Origin of the sequence: Streptomyces sp. NPDC005374, assembly GCF_042872225.1 — a bacterium.
Lineage (GTDB): Bacteria > Actinomycetota > Actinomycetes > Streptomycetales > Streptomycetaceae > Streptomyces.
The window spans coordinates 100171-114561 of sequence record NZ_JBIAKA010000016.1; the positions used below are offsets into that span (position 1 = coordinate 100171).

The 14391-nt window shown below is 70.9% G+C and carries 15 protein-coding genes; 6 read left to right on the forward strand and 9 right to left on the reverse strand.

Going from position 1 to position 14391, the window contains the following annotated elements:
* Nucleotides 1-213 precede the first annotated feature (213 nt).
* The 4 genes from ACFYRX_RS34270 to ACFYRX_RS34285 form a co-directional block, all read right to left on the reverse strand.
* Nucleotides 214-714, reverse strand: coding sequence for a GNAT family N-acetyltransferase (locus tag ACFYRX_RS34270; RefSeq protein WP_389108359.1), 501 nt, complete (start codon nucleotides 712-714; stop codon nucleotides 214-216).
* Between the two features lie 11 nt (nucleotides 715-725).
* The gene (locus ACFYRX_RS34275) at nucleotides 726-1457 is read right to left on the reverse strand and encodes an NAD-dependent deacetylase (RefSeq protein WP_389108362.1); all 732 of its coding nucleotides are present in this window, start codon (nucleotides 1455-1457) and stop codon (nucleotides 726-728) included.
* Nucleotides 1458-1584: 127 nt separating this feature from the next.
* Entirely contained in the window at nucleotides 1585-2079 is a 495-nt protein-coding gene (locus ACFYRX_RS34280) for an NUDIX domain-containing protein (RefSeq protein ID WP_389108365.1), read from the reverse strand.
* A 67-nt stretch (nucleotides 2080-2146) separates the two neighbouring features.
* A complete protein-coding gene (locus ACFYRX_RS34285) occupies nucleotides 2147-3220 on the reverse strand; it encodes an ADP-ribosylglycohydrolase family protein (protein WP_389108368.1) in 1074 nt (357 codons plus the stop codon).
* Nucleotides 3221-3387: 167 nt separating this feature from the next.
* On the opposite strand from ACFYRX_RS34285, the gene ACFYRX_RS34290 reads away from it, so the two are divergent.
* Nucleotides 3388-4506, forward strand: a complete 1119-nt coding sequence (locus ACFYRX_RS34290) for a glycerate kinase (RefSeq protein ID WP_389108716.1) — start codon at nucleotides 3388-3390, stop codon at nucleotides 4504-4506.
* 259 nt (nucleotides 4507-4765) lie between these two features.
* On the opposite strand, the gene ACFYRX_RS34295 is transcribed toward ACFYRX_RS34290, so the two are convergent.
* The gene (locus tag ACFYRX_RS34295) at nucleotides 4766-5962 is read right to left on the reverse strand and encodes a PucR family transcriptional regulator (RefSeq protein ID WP_389108371.1); all 1197 of its coding nucleotides are present in this window, start codon (nucleotides 5960-5962) and stop codon (nucleotides 4766-4768) included.
* Nucleotides 5963-6142: 180 nt separating this feature from the next.
* Here ACFYRX_RS34295 and ACFYRX_RS34300 point away from each other — a divergent pair, with 180 nt between their 5' ends.
* Genes ACFYRX_RS34300 through ACFYRX_RS34320 form a run of 5 tightly spaced genes read left to right on the forward strand, consistent with a single transcriptional unit; the run spans nucleotide 6143 to nucleotide 10934 of the window.
* Nucleotides 6143-6937: an ABC transporter ATP-binding protein gene (locus ACFYRX_RS34300; RefSeq protein WP_389108374.1), complete on the forward strand. Its 795-nt coding sequence runs from the start codon at nucleotides 6143-6145 to the stop codon at nucleotides 6935-6937.
* The gene (locus ACFYRX_RS34305) at nucleotides 6934-7704 is read left to right on the forward strand and encodes an ABC transporter ATP-binding protein (RefSeq protein ID WP_389108377.1); all 771 of its coding nucleotides are present in this window, start codon (nucleotides 6934-6936) and stop codon (nucleotides 7702-7704) included. Before ACFYRX_RS34300 ends, ACFYRX_RS34305 begins: the two co-directional genes overlap by 4 nt.
* Nucleotides 7701-8591: a branched-chain amino acid ABC transporter permease gene (locus ACFYRX_RS34310; protein WP_389108380.1), complete on the forward strand. Its 891-nt coding sequence runs from the start codon at nucleotides 7701-7703 to the stop codon at nucleotides 8589-8591. Before ACFYRX_RS34305 ends, ACFYRX_RS34310 begins: the two co-directional genes overlap by 4 nt.
* Nucleotides 8584-9666: a branched-chain amino acid ABC transporter permease gene (locus ACFYRX_RS34315; protein WP_389108383.1), complete on the forward strand. Its 1083-nt coding sequence runs from the start codon at nucleotides 8584-8586 to the stop codon at nucleotides 9664-9666. Before ACFYRX_RS34310 ends, ACFYRX_RS34315 begins: the two co-directional genes overlap by 8 nt.
* The gene (locus tag ACFYRX_RS34320) at nucleotides 9663-10934 is read left to right on the forward strand and encodes an ABC transporter substrate-binding protein (protein ID WP_389108385.1); all 1272 of its coding nucleotides are present in this window, start codon (nucleotides 9663-9665) and stop codon (nucleotides 10932-10934) included. Before ACFYRX_RS34315 ends, ACFYRX_RS34320 begins: the two co-directional genes overlap by 4 nt.
* A 61-nt stretch (nucleotides 10935-10995) precedes the next feature.
* Here the strand turns inward: ACFYRX_RS34320 and pssA are convergent, their stop codons facing one another.
* The 4 genes from pssA to ACFYRX_RS34340 all read right to left on the reverse strand — a co-directional run bounded on the left by pssA (nucleotide 10996) and on the right by ACFYRX_RS34340 (nucleotide 14390).
* Nucleotides 10996-11814, reverse strand: coding sequence for a CDP-diacylglycerol--serine O-phosphatidyltransferase (gene pssA / locus ACFYRX_RS34325; RefSeq protein WP_389108719.1), 819 nt, complete (start codon nucleotides 11812-11814; stop codon nucleotides 10996-10998).
* A 22-nt stretch (nucleotides 11815-11836) separates the two neighbouring features.
* Nucleotides 11837-12493, reverse strand: a complete 657-nt coding sequence (locus tag ACFYRX_RS34330; protein ID WP_389108722.1) for a phosphatidylserine decarboxylase — start codon at nucleotides 12491-12493, stop codon at nucleotides 11837-11839.
* A gap of 170 nt (nucleotides 12494-12663) precedes the next feature.
* Complete coding sequence (locus tag ACFYRX_RS34335) at nucleotides 12664-13878, reverse strand: acyl-CoA dehydrogenase family protein (protein ID WP_389108388.1); 1215 nt, start codon at nucleotides 13876-13878, stop codon at nucleotides 12664-12666.
* 5 nt (nucleotides 13879-13883) lie between these two features.
* Entirely contained in the window at nucleotides 13884-14390 is a 507-nt protein-coding gene (locus tag ACFYRX_RS34340; protein ID WP_171144605.1) for a MaoC family dehydratase, read from the reverse strand.
* Nucleotide 14391: the final 1 nt, after the last annotated feature.

The window sequence follows — 14391 nt, forward strand, 5'->3', positions numbered from 1 at the left end:
GTCCGTTTCCCCTGGGCGCACGAGGGCGTATTCATAGGCGTACCCGAGAACTTGAACCCGGTTGCGTAGGCCGAGTTCGGCGAGGACACATCGTCGCAATCGGCTTGACCGTGGCCGGTGTCGCCGCCTGGACGGCCCGAGGACCCGCGCGAACCGCCGCCGCGAGCCCCAGGCTCGGCAGTCCGGCCGCCTGGTCGTCCGGCAGGTCGCGGTCTACGGCCGGAACGTCAGCTCGCGTTGGTACCAGACGCCGGCCCTGCCACCGAGAGCGGCCGGGTCGGCGGGGCCGACCATGACAAAGCCCGCTTTGACGAGCACTCTTCGGGACGCGATGTTCTCGTGGGCGGTGGCCGCACGCAGCCTGCGCAGCCCGTAACGGGTCGCCGCCAGCCGGCACAGTTCCAGGACCGTCGTCGTCGCCACGCCCCGGCCGGTGGCGTGCTGGGCGAGCCGGTAGCCGAGGTCCGCGCCGCCGTCCTCGAGGTCGACCAGGTTGAACCTGCCGAGTACCGAGCCGTCCTCGGCGACCAGCACATGGAAGGCGCAGAGGCCGGTCTCCTGCTCGGCCAGCAGGGCGTTGAAGCGCTCGGTGAACCGGTCGAAGTAGTCGTCGCCGCGGTCGGAGACGGAGGCGGCGAAGTAGGCGCGGTTGGCCAACTCGAAAGCCAGGACCGCCGGGGCGTGATCAGCGTGCAACTGCTGCAGCTCTGGCATGGGAACCGACTTCAGCTCTGAGGACTCAACGTGCGCAGAAGCGCGGGCAGCGCCGTACCGATCGGTTCCCGGATCACCTGCTCCGCCCGGTCGTCGTACGGTGTCGGCTCGGCGTTGACGATGACGAGCCGGGCGCCATGGTCGGCGGCGACCCCGGCGAGCCCGGCCGCGGGCTGCACCTGAAGACTGCTGCCGACGGCGATGAAGACCTGGCAGGCCTTGGTGATGGCGACGGCTTCGCCGAGGACGACGGGGTCGAGACGCTCGCCGAACATCACGGTCGCCGACTTCAGGATGCCGCCGCACTCCAGGCACGGCGGGTCCTCCTCGCCGGCCTCGACGCGGGCGAGCGCGTCCTCCATGGGACCGCGGGCGTGGCACTTGGTGCACACCACCTGCCGTGCGGTGCCGTGCAGTTCGAGGACCTTGCGGGCGGGCATCCCGGCGAGCTGGTGGAGCCCGTCCACGTTCTGCGTGATCACCCGCACCGGCACGCCGGACTTCTCCAGCTCGGCCACCGCCACATGCGCGGCGTTGGGCTCGGCCTTCAGCGTCCGGTTCGCGCGCCGCATCTGCCACGAGCGGCGACGGATCTCCGGATCGCCCATGTAGTAGTCGTACGTCACGAGCTTCTCGGCCTCCGGATCCTTGCGCCACAGTCCGTTCGGGCCGCGGTAGTCGGGGATCCCGGAGTCGGTGGAGATACCGGCGCCGCTGAGGAGCGCGACGAGGGGCTTGTTCATGGGGCGAGGATAGGAGCCGTTGCCCGCTCGGGGCCAAGGGATATCGACGCGGGGCCGCAGCCGGCCGTGAGCGGGGAACTCTGATTCCCGCCCTGAGCAATGGGGCCGGTAAAGGGTCTTGTGAGAGTCAGGAGACCTGGCGGCCGTTCTCCAGCTCGACGGTTCCCGTACCGTCCGCGAGAACATCCAGCGCGGCCAGCACCCGGCGGCCGAGCGCCCCCGGCAGATACTCGGTGAGTTCCTCGCGGGGCACCAGCCGCCACGACAGCAACTCCTCCTCCTGGAGGCGGATCGCCTTGAAGTCGTTCTCGGTGAGGACGCCGCCGTCGTAGAGGTAGGCGACCAGTGGCGGGCGGGCGGTGCCGTGCGTCCAGTCGACGGCCAGCAGCCGCCCGAGCTCACGGTCCAGGCCGATCTCCTCGAGGGTCTCGCGGCGCGCGCCCTGGCGCGGGGTCTCGCCCTGGTCGGACTCGATGGTGCCGCCCGGAAGCGCCCAGCCCTCACGGTAGTTGGGCTCGACGAGCAGCACCCGGCCCGTGGCGTCACGGAAGAGAGCGGCGGCACCGGCGAGGACACGGGGAAGGCCGGCGATGTACGTGGCGAAGTCCTGGGAGCTGGTCACCTCCGAAGAGTAACGAGCTTCGTCGGACTCCTCGGGAGACCTGCTCCTGCCATGGTCTCCGACGCGCCTACCCCTCCGCCCCCGCCAACCGCACCGTCCGCTCCGCCAGTTCGCTGATGTGCACCCCGTCGAACCCGAACACCGCACTGCGCACCCGGTCCTCCAACGGTTCCGTCCACTGCGCGGGAATCGCCTGCGCACCCGTGAGCACCCCGGCCACCGAGCCCGCGGTCGCGCCGTTGGAGTCGGTGTCCAGACCGCCTCGCACGGTCAGCGTGATGGTGCGGGTGAAGTCCCCGTCGCCGTACAGCAGCCCGGCGGTGAGGACCGCCGCGTTCGGGATCGTGTGGATCCAGCCGAGCCCGGCGGTCTCCTCCGAAACCGTGGTCAGTGTGTCCTCCCAGGTCATCCGGGTGTCATGGAGGGAGGCGACACGCCGTACGGTGCGCGCGAGGCGGCTGCTCGCGGGGATCACGGCGAGCGCCTGGTCCACGGCGTGCCGCACGGTGTCGGCCGTGAACGCCGCCGAGATCAGCGCCGCCGCCCACATCGCCCCGTACACGCCGTTCCCGGTGTGCGAGAGCACCGCGTCCCGGCGGGCCAGGGAGGCGGCGCGACGCGGGACGCCGGGGCAGGTCCAGCCGTAGATGTCGGCGCGGATGAGCGCCCCGATCCACTCCTGGCACGGGTTGTCGTACGTCGCCGTCAGCGGCGGTTTCAGCCCGTTCGCGAGGTTGCGGTAGGCCGCCCGCTCCGCGGTGAACGTCTGCAGATACGGCAGCCTCAGCAGCCACAGGTCACCGACCTGTTCGGTGCTGAAGGCGAAGCCGTGGGTCTCCAGGAGGTCGAGGCCGAGGATGGCGTAGTCGACGTCGTCGTCGCGGCAGCTGCCGTGGATGCGGCCGCGCACGCACTCGCGCCACTCGGGGCGCAGCTCGAAGCCGTCGCTCTCGCCGACGGGCTCGGGAAGGTAGTCGGTCAGGGGCAGGGCGGCGGCCTGCCGGAGATAGCGGTCGATCCGGTCCCGCGTCCACAGGTCGCCCTGCTCGACCGGCTTGCCGAGCATGTTGCCCGCGATCCGGCCCAGCCAGCCCCCGAGGATGCGGTCGGCGAGCTCTGGCTCAGTGCCCACAGGGGTCATAGCTCCGGTCTACCCGATTCCGGGAGTCCGCACAGAGGGTTCGCAGGGCCTTCTCAGGGTCCGGTCGGGGCATGACGGCGGGGGGCGTCTGCGGTTAGGGTCGCAGCGGCGCGACTGGCCTTGACGTGCGCGAGGCCCTAGAGCAAGGGGAAAACGTGACACAGCGCGTGCTCATCGCCGCGGACAAGTTCAAGGGATCGCTCACGGCCGTGCAGGTCGCGGAGCGGGTGACGGCCGGGCTGCGCCGGGTCGTGCCGGGCGTGGAGGTCGAGTCGCTGCCCGTGGCCGACGGCGGTGACGGCACCGTCGCCGCGGCGGTCGCGGCCGGATTCGAGCGCCGGGAGGTGCCGGTCGCCGGACCCCTCGGGCAGGAGATCACGGCCGCCTTCGCGGTGCGCGGGGACACGGCCGTCGTGGAGATGGCCGAGGCCAGTGGCCTCCAGCGGCTGCCCGCGGGTGTCTTCGCCCCGCTCACGGCGTCCACGTACGGCTCCGGAGAGCTCCTGCGCGCCGCGCTGGACGCCGGTGCCCGCACGATCGTGTTCGGGGTTGGCGGCAGCGCCACCACCGACGGCGGTGCCGGAATGCTCTCCGCGCTCGGTGCCCGCTTCCTGGACGCCGATGGCGAGCCCGTGGCACCCGGCGGCGAAGGCCTCGCCGACCTCGCCTCGGCCGACCTGTCGGGCCTGGACCCGCGGCTCGCCGACATCGACCTCGTCCTGGCCAGCGATGTCGACAACCCGCTGACCGGGCCCAAGGGCGCCCCCGCGGTCTACGGCCCGCAGAAGGGCGCCGCCCCGGACGACGTGGAGGCGCTCGACTCGGCGCTGGCCCACTTCGCGAAGGTGCTGGAGGAGTCCGTCGGAGCGAAGGCCGCCGCGTACGCGTCCTCGCCGGGTGCGGGCGCGGCCGGCGGCATCGGCTATGGCGCCCTCCTCGTCGGCGCCAGGTTCCGCCCCGGTATCGACGTCATGCTCGACGTCCTCGGGTTCGCGCCCGCGCTGGAGCGGGCGGACCTGGTGATCACCGGTGAGGGGTCCCTGGACGAGCAGACCCTGCACGGCAAGGCCCCGGCGGGCGTCGCCGCCGCCGCCCGCGCGGCGGACAAGGAGGTCATCGCCGTGTGCGGCCGCCTCGCGCTGCCACCGGAGGCCATCGGCAGGGCCGGCATCCGCCGCGCCTATCCGCTCACCGACGCGGAGCCGGACATCCAGCGGTGCATCGCCGAGGCCGGGCCGATCCTGGAGGACGTGGCGGAGCGGATCGCCCGGGACTTCCTCGTCTGAGGGGGGTCAGGGGGTTCAGGGGGCACCGGGGCGTCATTCAGGTGCCGCGATCCTCGGGCTGAGCCGTTGGAAGGGGCGAGCTGCTGGAGGGGTTCCTCCCCGCCGAGGCCCGCATAGGCCCGGCGGTCGCCGCAGAGGCCCGCCGGGGACCGCCCCAAGTGGCCGCCCGGGCCGCCGCCCCGCCGAATCCGATCCGCCCGCCCGCTCCGCCGAGACCCATCGGGAACGGACCGTCTCCCGCCCCCCCGCCGGCCGCCGCTCACCCCCGCACCCCCGACAACCGGTACGCGTCCAGCGCCAGCGTCATCTCGATGAGATCGCGGGGCCGGGCCAGTGACCGGGACGTGAGCTGTTCCAGCCGCCGCAGCCGGTTGAAGACCGTGTTGCGATGGCAGTACAGCCGTCCGGCCGCCCGCCCCGCCGATCCCTCGCACACCAGCCACACGTCGAGGGTCTCCAGCAGCACGGCCCGGTCGGCGGGCTCCAGCTCCAGGAGCGCGCCGAACACGTCCTTCACCAGGCGGTCGGCCAGCTCCGGCTGGCTCACCACCAGCGCGGTCGGCATCCGCTGATCAAGGCGTACGACCGCGGTGGCGTCCGGCGGACACGTGCGCAGCGCCAGCTCCGCGAGCCGCCGGGCCCGCCCCAGCTCGGCGAGCCCCGGCACCACGGGACTGATCCCGCCGGGCCCGGAGCAGCGGCCCTCCAACGCACGCGCCACGCCGTCCAGGCCCTGCCCCGGCGCGAGCGCCACCACCGCCACCTCGCCGTCCGCCCGCATCCGCCAGATGAACCGGAACCCGGCGCCCCGCACCGGCCGCTCGGTCGCCTCCCGCCGCTCGGCCCGCAGCACCACCACCGCGTACGGCCCGTGCTCCGGCAGATCGAGCCCGGCCGCCGCCCGCGCCGCGAGCCCGGGCGTCGCCTGTCCCTCCAACAGGGCGTCGAGGAGCGCCTGGAGCTGTTCGTCCGTGCGCCGTCTGAGCTCCGCCTCGGTGGCCCGGTAGGCCTCCGACGCCGCCTGCGCCTGCGCGTCCACCGCCGACCACACCATCGTCGTCGACCGCATGAGCGCCGCGAGCCGCTCCGGCTCCCGCCCGGCCGTCCCCTCGACGAGCGCGTCCCACACCAGGTAGCCGGCGTTCCGGTAGGCGTGCACCAGGAGGTCCAGCGGGAGGCCCTGGTGGGCCCGGCGCCGGCCCGCGTCCTCGGCGTACTGCAGGTCGCGGCGCGGCGAGTCCCGCGGCGCGGAGATCGTCTCGATGCCGATCCGCATCGCCTCCTCCGCCTCCCGCCACTGCTGGTCGTGCGACAGCACCTGGGCGTAGACGGGGGAGTGGTCGGTGAGTTGCCTGAGATGCTCGTCGACGAGCTCGGGCACCTGTTCCAGCAGAGCCGTGCAGGACTCCGCGAGCAGCTTCCAGTCATGACCGGTCCGCGGCCGTCGCCCTCCCATGGCCGGAGGATGCCACCGGAACACTGCCGCGCACAGGCCCCTGACACGCGGTGTTGTGCACGCGCACAACGACCGCACCGCCCCGCTGGGCACCCGCAGCGATTCCGCCGCGAGCCGTGGACGCACGCCTTTGCCGGTGCTGGGGTGAGCGCCACACCGAGTGCGGACACGGGGGAGCCCATGGCGTCAGCCGGATTGGTCGTCCAGAACCTGTCGGTCGGATACGGCCCCGTGCGGGCCCTGCGCCGGGTGTCCCTGGAGGTGCCCGAGGCAGCCGTGGTGACGGTGCTCGGCGGTAACGGCGCGGGCAAGTCCACGCTGCTCCGCGCGATCAGCCGGACCCTCTCGTTCCACGGCGGCGCGGTCACCGAAGGCACGGTGACCCTGGACGGCCGCCGCCTCGACGGGCTGGGCCCGGACCGGGTGGTCGCCGCGGGGGTGTCCCAAGTGCCCGAGGGGCGAAGGGTGTTCGCGCGCATGACGGTCGCCGACAACCTGCGCGCGGGCGCCCTCGGCGGCACGAGATCGGGACGGTCCACCGCCCTCGACCGCGTCCAGGAACTGTTCCCCGTACTCGCCGAACGCGCCTCACAGCGCGCCGGACTCCTCTCCGGCGGCGAACAGCAGATGCTCGCCGTCGCCCGCGCCCTGATGGCGACCCCGCGCGTGCTTCTCCTCGACGAACCCTCCCTCGGCCTCGCCCCGCTCATGGCCCGGCGCATCGCCGACACCGTCCGGGAGATCAACACCCAGGGCACCTCCGTCCTCCTCGTCGAACAGAACGCGGCACTCGCCCTCGGCCTCGCCACGCGCGCGTACGTCCTCGAAGTCGGCGAGGTCACCCTGTCGGGCCCCGCCGCCGACCTGGCCGCCTCCGACGAGGTCCGCCGCCGCTACCTGGGAGTGGTCGACGAGGACGCGGCGGCCGACGCGGAACAGGCGACGGGCCGGACCCTGGCGAGGTGGGAGGGGTGAACTCCCCGGCCCTGGAGGTACGTCACCTCACCGTCCGCTTCGCCGGACTCACCGCCCTCGACGACGTGAGCTTCACCGTGCGCCCCGGCACCGTCCACGCCCTCATCGGCCCCAACGGGGCAGGAAAGTCAACCTGCTTCAATGTCCTCTCCGGCGTCTACCGGGCCACCGAGGGCAGCGTCCGCCTCGGCCCGCACGAGCTGACCGGCATGCCGCCGCACCGCATCGCCGCCCTCGGTGTCGCCCGCATCTTCCAGAACCTCGCGCTGCCGCCCCGCGCCTCGGTCGAGGACTGTCTGCTCCTCGGCCGGCACCGGCTCACCCGGACCGGCTTCCTCTCCGCGGGACTCCGGCTGCCCTCGGCTGCCCGCGAGGAACGGCGACACCGCGAACGGGTGCGCGAGATAGCCGAGTTCGTCGGCGTCGCGGACTGTCTGCCACGGCCCGCGGGCTCCCTGCCGTACGGGCAGCAGAAGCTCGCCGAACTCGCCCGCGCGCTGTGCATGGAACCCCGCCTGCTGCTCCTCGACGAACCGGTCGCGGGCATGACCGCCGACGAACGGCGCCGAACGGCTTCAGTGATCGCGGGAGTTCGCGACTCCCTCGGCATCTCGATCGTGCTGGTGGAACACGACATGGGGGTGGTGATGCGGCTCGCGGACGCGGTGACCGTACTGGACTTCGGGCGCCGGATCGCCGACGGCGCCCCCGTGGACGTGCAGAACGATCCAGCCGTCGTACAGGCCTACTTGGGGACCGCGCCATGAGCACCCTCACCGAAATCCTCCTGAACGGCGTCTCGTTGGGGTCGGTGTACGCCCTCATCGCGCTCGGCTTCGTGGTGATCTTCCGGGCCACCGAGGTCGTCAACTTCGCCCACGCGTCACTGCTGTTGGCGGGCGGGTACGTCACCGCGGTCCTCCACGACGACATTGGCTTCTGGCCCGCGCTGCTCGCCGGCGTCGCGGGGGCCGCGCTGGTCGGGGCGGCCGTGGAGTTCCTGGTGATGCGGCGGTACCGGGGCAGCGACCACAGCGTCCTGGCCATCGTCACCATCGGCGTGGACATACTGCTCACGACCGAACTGACCCGCCGTATCGGCACGGACGTCCTGGCACTCGGCGACCCGTGGGGCGACGCCGTGCTCAGGCTCGGGCCGATCTCCCTGGCCCACACCCGGATCGCCGCGTTCGTGGCGGCCGCGCTGCTCATCACCGCGTTCCTGCTGGCGTTCCGCCACACCTCGTGGGGGGTCGCGATGCGGGCGGCGGCGGAGAGCGCGGAGACGGCCGCGCTGATGGGGGTGCGACTGGGCCGGGTGTCGCTGGGCGCCTGGGCGGTGGCGGGCGGACTCGCCGCCGTGGCGGCCCTGTTCCTCACCGTGTTCCCGACGCCGGGGCTGGAACGGGCGACCTCCCTCGCCGCGCTCAAGGCGTTCCCGGCCGCCATCCTCGGCGGCCTCGACTCCACGACGGGTGCGCTGGTGGGCGGGCTGCTGGTCGGCGTGACGGAGTCCCTCGCCACCGGCTACCAGAGCGATCTGACCTTCCTGGGGCGCGGGTTGGGGGATCTCGCGCCCTACCTCGTGATGGTCGCGATCCTGCTCGTACGGCCCGCGGGGCTGTTCGGCACGAAGGAGCTCGCCCGTGTCTGAGGCCCTCGTGAAGCCGTGGCGAGCGGTCCGCTCCCGCACGTACCTCTGGGCCGCCGGGGGAGTGGTCCTGCTCGCCCTGCCCTTCTACCTGGACCGGTTCTGGCTCCAGACGGGTCTGTTCGCGATGGCCGCCGCCATCGGCGCGATCGGCATCAACCTCCTCACCGGGGCGACCGGGCAGCTCTCCATGGGGCACGCCTTCTTCCTCGCGGTCGGCGCTTACACCTACTGCGTGTTCGCGGCCGACGGCGGCGACGGACTCACCGGGCTCGGGCTGCCGACCTGGCTCGCGGCCGTGCTCGCGGTGCTGGCCGCGGGCGCCGCGGGCGGGCTGTTCAGCCCGATCTCCGGGCGGCTCAGCGGCGCCTACCTGGGCATCGCCACGCTCGCGCTCGTCTTCATCGGCCAGCACGTCATGTTCAACGCGCACGACCTGACCGGCGGTGCCAACGGCCGTGACGTGCCGCCGCTGAACCTGTTCGGCCTCACCTTCGACGACCGCGAGCTGCTCGTCGCCGCCGTGCCGTTCGGGTCGGCGGAGAAGCTCTGGTACGCCGGTCTGGTCCTGCTGGCGGCAGGCGCCCTCTTCGCGCGGGGCGTCCTGCGCGGCCGCCCGGGCCGGGCCATGAACGCCATCCGCGACCACCGCATCGCCGCCGGAGTGCTCGGCGTGCCGGTCGCACGCCACCGCGCCGCCGTCTTCGTGCTGTCGTCGATGTACGCGGGCCTCGCGGGTGTGCTGCTCGCGCTGGTCTTCCAGCGGACGGTGCCCGACTACTTCGGCATCACGCTCTCGCTCGAGTACCTCGCGATGATCGTCATCGGCGGGCTCGGCTCGGTCTCCGGGGCGGTGGCGGGAGCCGTGTTCGTGTCCCTGCTGCCGCAACTGCTGACCCGCTACAGCGATGCGCTGCCGCTGGTCTCCGCCCCCGGCACGGGCGGGATCGCACCGGGCGAGGCATCCCGGTACCTCTACGGCGCCGCCGTCGTGCTGGTGGTGCTGTTCCTGCCCGGCGGCCTGGTCGGGACGGCCGTACGGCGTCGAGTCACAACCCATTCAGGGGAGGAACGATGATCAGGACATACGGCGCCAGGGCCGCCGCGGGCGCGCTCGCCGCGCTGCTGGTGCTGGCCGGGTGCAGCTCCAAGGCCAAGGACTCCGACGACGGCAACGGTGACAAGGCGACCGCGGGCGGGGTGAGGACCGGGAAGGGCATCTCCGGGAAGACGATCACGCTCGGCGCGCTCACCGACATGACCGGCGTCTACGCGACCCTCGGCAAGAGCGTCACCCAGGCCCAGCAGCTGTACGTGAAGCAGCTCAACGCCGCCGGAGGCGTCTGTGGCTACAAAGTGGCCCTGTCGGTCCGCGACCACGGCTACGACCCGCAGAAGGCGGTCTCCGGCTACACCGAGCTGGAGCCGAAGGTGCTGGGCTTCGCGCAGTTCATCGGCTCACCCTTCGTCGCCGCGGTCAAGCAGCGCATCGACGGACAGGACAAGGGGCTGGTGCTCCCACAGGCCTGGTCGGCCGCGCTGCTCGGCAGCCCGTACATCAGGGTGATCGGGTCCACCTACGACATCGAGACGATCAACGCGGTGGACTTCCTGATCAAGGAGAAGGGAGTGAAGAAGGGGGACAGGATCGGTCACGTCTACTTCGAGGGCGACTACGGCGAGAGCGCCCTGGTCGGCTCCAAGCACATCGCGAAGGAGGCCGGGCTGACCGTCGTCGAGCAGAAGATCAAGCCGACGGACAACGACATGACCGCCCAGGTCACCGCCCTCAAGCAGGCCGGCGTCAAGGCGATCGTGCTCAGCGCGGGCCCGCGGCAGGCGGCCTCGCTGGTCGGAGTGGCGGCGGCGAGTGGCTTCGCCGTACCGGTCATCGGCAACAACTCGGCCTTCGCTCCGCAGCTCCTGGCCACCCAGGCGGGCCCGGCCCTGATGAAGAACTACTACGTGGCCTCACCCTCGCTCCCCATCGGCGCGGACACCCCGGAGGCGAAGAAGCTCGTCGCCGACTACCGGGCCGCCTACCCGGACGACGCCCTGGACAACGGCATCGTCGCCGGCTGGACCGCCGCGTCGGCCTTCGGCGAGGCCCTGAAGAAGGCCTGCGCGAACAAGGACCTCACCAGGGAGGGCGTCGACAAGGCCCTGTTGTCCATCGGCTCCTACGACATCGGCTTCGGCGTCACCCAGGACTTCACGGACCCCAAGTCACCCTCCTCCCACGAGAGCGTGATCCTCCAGCCCGACAAGAACGTGACGGGCGGCATGAAGGTCGTACGGGAGGCGGCGGCCTCGGAGGCGGCAGAGGCGTACACGCCGGGGGCGTGAGACACCGGAAGGGCCCGAACCGTCATCGGTTCGGGCCCTTCGGGAGCGGTACGGCGGAGCCTTACGGCAGCTGGGCCGCCCGGGCTTCGCGCCGGTTGTCGCGGAAGTTGTTCACCCGGCGGGCCGTGGCGAACAGGGGGATCACCGCGCCCATCACCAGCTGGAGGGCGCAGCCCGTCTGGAGGAGGAGCTGACCGCCCGGGGCGCCGAACGCCCAGGCCGCCAGGAGGCCCATCCCCAGGACGATCCAGGACAGCATCGCGACCGCGAGGCGGCCCCGCGGCTTCGGGTACTCGACCCGGCTCACCATCAGCCAGGCCGTACCCACGATCGCCAGGAGCGTCGCCACGAACGGGAGCTCCAGGAGCACGATCGAGACCACCGTCAGTGCGCCGAACGGCGAGGGCATGCCCTGGAAGGTGCCGTCCTTCACCGTCACACAGGAGAACCGCGCGAGTCTCAGCACCACCGCGAGAAGCACCACCACCGCCCCGACAGCGGCGACCTTCTGCGACGCGTCGTCCGCGACCATGCCGTAGACGAGGACGAAGTACGCCGGCGCGAGGCCGAAGCTGATCAGGTCGGAGAGGTTGTCCAGCTCCGCGCCCATCGGCGAGGAGCGGAGCTTGCGCGCCACCAGGCCGTCGAAGAGGTCGAAGACCGCCGCGCACAGCATCAGGATGACCGCCGTGGCCGCGCTGTTGCGGGCCATGCCGGATTCCTGGCTGTCGGTGAGGTGCGGGATCAGGATTCCGGTGGTGGTGAAGTACACCGCCATGAAGCCGCACGTGGCGTTGCCGAGGGTGAGGGTGTCCGCTATTGAGAGGCGGAGAGAAAGGGGCATCTCCTCCTCGTCGTCGGCCACGTCGGCCTCGGGCACCCAGCCCGCCTGGGTCTCAGGATCAATCACGGTCAATGCGAGTCACCCCAGCCACCGTCTTCTCGCCGACCTCGACCGCGACGTCCACGCCCTCCGGCAGGTAGATGTCGACGCGCGAGCCGAAGCGGATCAGACCGATGCGCTCGCCCTGCTCGACCTTCGTGCCCTGCGGGATGTAGGGGACGATACGGCGGGCCACCGCGCCGGCGATCTGGATCATCTCGATGTCACCGAGCTCGGTGTCGAAGTGCCAGACGACGCGCTCGTTGTTCTCGCTCTCCTTGTTGAACGCCGGAACGAACCCGCCGGGGATGTGCTCGACCGACGTCACCGTGCCGGAGAGCGGCGCGCGGTTGACGTGGACGTTGAGCGGGCTCATGAAGATCGCGACCCGGGTGCGACCGTCCTTCCACGGCATGATGCTCTGCACCACACCGTCGGCGGGCGAGATGACCCGGCCCTGCGCGATCTCGCGCTCGGGGTCGCGGAAGAACCACAGCATGCCCGCCGCCAGCGCGGTGGTGGGCACGGCGACGGCCTTCGCGACGCCGGAGCGGCGTGCGCGCAGCAGGCTGACGGCTGCGGTGGCGACAGTCGGAAGGAGCCACGGCGATGCTCCGCGCGCCAGGCGTACGCCTGCCAGGCTGTCGCGAGGTGCAGAGGTTTGGCTGTGGGGCATGGATGACCTTCGTAGCGGATGATGCCGCGCACTAGACGGGGGACGGCGGCTTTCCGGGATCGTACCGGTCGAGGGCCACAACTGGGCAAGCCAGGAAGCCGAGTCGGGGTTTGAAGCGCGTTGACGGGGTGTGATCTTCTTCTCCAAGAAAACACCCCGTATCCGGACATCTAGCCCTGGAACCGATACTCTTCGAGCAGCCTGCGACCGATGATCATTTTCTGGATCTCGGCGGTACCTTCACCGATCAGCAGCATCGGGGCCTCACGGTAGAGGCGCTCGATCTCGTACTCCTTGGAGAAGCCGTAGCCGCCGTGGATCCGGAAGGCGTCCTCAACGACCTCCTTGCAGTACTCGGAGGCGAGGTACTTCGCCATCCCTGCCTCAAGGTCGTTTCGCTCCCCGGAGTCCTTTTTGCGTGCCGCGTTGACCATCATCGCATGCGCGGCCTCGACCTTGGTAGCCATCTCGGCCAGCTTGAACTGAATCGCCTGGTGCTGGGCGATCGGCTTGCCGAAGGTGTGACGCTGCTGCGCGTACCGGACGCCCAGTTCGAAGGCACGTTGAGCGACGCCGCAGCCACGAGCCGCCACGTTGACGCGGCCCACCTCGACCCCGTCCATCATTTGGTAAAAACCTCGCCCGGTGACCCCGCCGAGCACGCGATCGGCCGGAAGTCGCAGGCCATCCATGATCAGTTCGGTGGTGTCGACGCCCTTGTAGCCCATCTTGTCGATCTTCCCGGGGATGGTGAGGCCGGGGCGGACCTCTCCGAAACCGGGCTCCTTCTCGATCAGGAAGGTCGTCATCGACTTGTGGGGCTTGGCGGCTGCCTCTTCCGGGGAGTGTCCTTCATCACTTCGGACGAGAACGGCCACCAGACTTGACGTTCCGCCGTTCGTCAGCCACATCTTCTGGCCGTTGAGGACGTATTCCTCGCCGTCCCTGACCGCCTTGGAGGTGATCGCGGACACGTCGGAACCCAGCGCCGGCTCCGACATCGAGAACGCGCCCCGGATGTCACCGGCCGCCATGCGCGGCAGGAAGTGGTCCTTCTGCTCCTGCGTGCCGTGCTGCTTGAGCATGTACGCCACGATGAAGTGGGTGTTGATGATGCCGGACACCGACATCCAGCCGCGGGCGATCTCCTCGACGCACAGCGCGTACGTCAGGAGCGACTCGCCCAGACCGCCGTACTCCTCGGGGATCATCAGCCCGAACAGGCCCAACTCCCTGAGCCCGTCCACGATCTGCTGCGGGTACTCGTCGCGGTGCTCCAGCTCGGTGGCGACCGGGATGATCTCCTTGTCCACGAAGTCGCGGACCGTGGAGAGGATTTCCTGCTGGATGTCCGTCAGACCGGCGGTCTGGGCGAGGCGTGCCATGGGGCTCAGCCCTCCTGAAGTTCCGGGCGGCCGGGCTGTTCGCCGCCGCGCTCCTTGATGTACGTCTCGGTCGGCACCAGCACCTTGCGGCGGAACACGCAGACCAGCGTGCCGTCCTGCTTGTAGCCCTTGGTCTCCACGTACACGATCCCGCGGTCGTTCTTCGACTTGGACGGCCACTTGTCGAGCACGGTCGTCTGGCCGTAGAGCGTGTCGCCGTGGAAGGTCGGCGCCACGTGCTTGAGCGACTCGATCTCCAGGTTGGCGATCGCCTTGCCGGAGACGTCCGGCACGGACATGCCGAGCAGCAGGGAGTAGATGTAGTTCCCGACCACGACGTTCTTGCCGAAGTCCGTCGTCTTCTCGGCGTAGTTGACGTCCATGTGGAGCGGGTGGTGGTTCATGGTGAGGAGGCAGAAGAGGTGGTCGTCGTACTCCGTGACCGTCTTCCCGGGCCAGTGCTTGTAGACCGCCCCGACCTCGAACTCCTCGTAGGTGCGTCCGAACTGCATG

Excerpts from the sequence above, each read along its gene's own strand:
- ACFYRX_RS34270 (WP_389108359.1), bottom strand. The coding sequence starts at position 714 with ATGCCAGAGCTGCAGCAGTTGCACGCTGATCACGCCCCGGCGGTCCTG.
- ACFYRX_RS34275 (WP_389108362.1), bottom strand. The coding sequence starts at position 1,457 with ATGAACAAGCCCCTCGTCGCGCTCCTCAGCGGCGCCGGTATCTCCACC.
- ACFYRX_RS34285 (WP_389108368.1), bottom strand. The coding sequence starts at position 3,220 with ATGACCCCTGTGGGCACTGAGCCAGAGCTCGCCGACCGCATCCTCGGG.
- ACFYRX_RS34295 (WP_389108371.1), bottom strand. The coding sequence starts at position 5,962 with ATGGGAGGGCGACGGCCGCGGACCGGTCATGACTGGAAGCTGCTCGCG.
- ACFYRX_RS34300 (WP_389108374.1), top strand. The coding sequence starts at position 6,143 with ATGGCGTCAGCCGGATTGGTCGTCCAGAACCTGTCGGTCGGATACGGC.
- ACFYRX_RS34310 (WP_389108380.1), top strand. The coding sequence starts at position 7,701 with ATGAGCACCCTCACCGAAATCCTCCTGAACGGCGTCTCGTTGGGGTCG.
- ACFYRX_RS34320 (WP_389108385.1), top strand. The coding sequence starts at position 9,663 with ATGATCAGGACATACGGCGCCAGGGCCGCCGCGGGCGCGCTCGCCGCG.
- ACFYRX_RS34330 (WP_389108722.1), bottom strand. The coding sequence starts at position 12,493 with ATGCCCCACAGCCAAACCTCTGCACCTCGCGACAGCCTGGCAGGCGTA.
- ACFYRX_RS34335 (WP_389108388.1), bottom strand. The coding sequence starts at position 13,878 with ATGGCACGCCTCGCCCAGACCGCCGGTCTGACGGACATCCAGCAGGAA.
- ACFYRX_RS34340 (WP_171144605.1), bottom strand. The coding sequence starts at position 14,390 with ATGCAGTTCGGACGCACCTACGAGGAGTTCGAGGTCGGGGCGGTCTAC.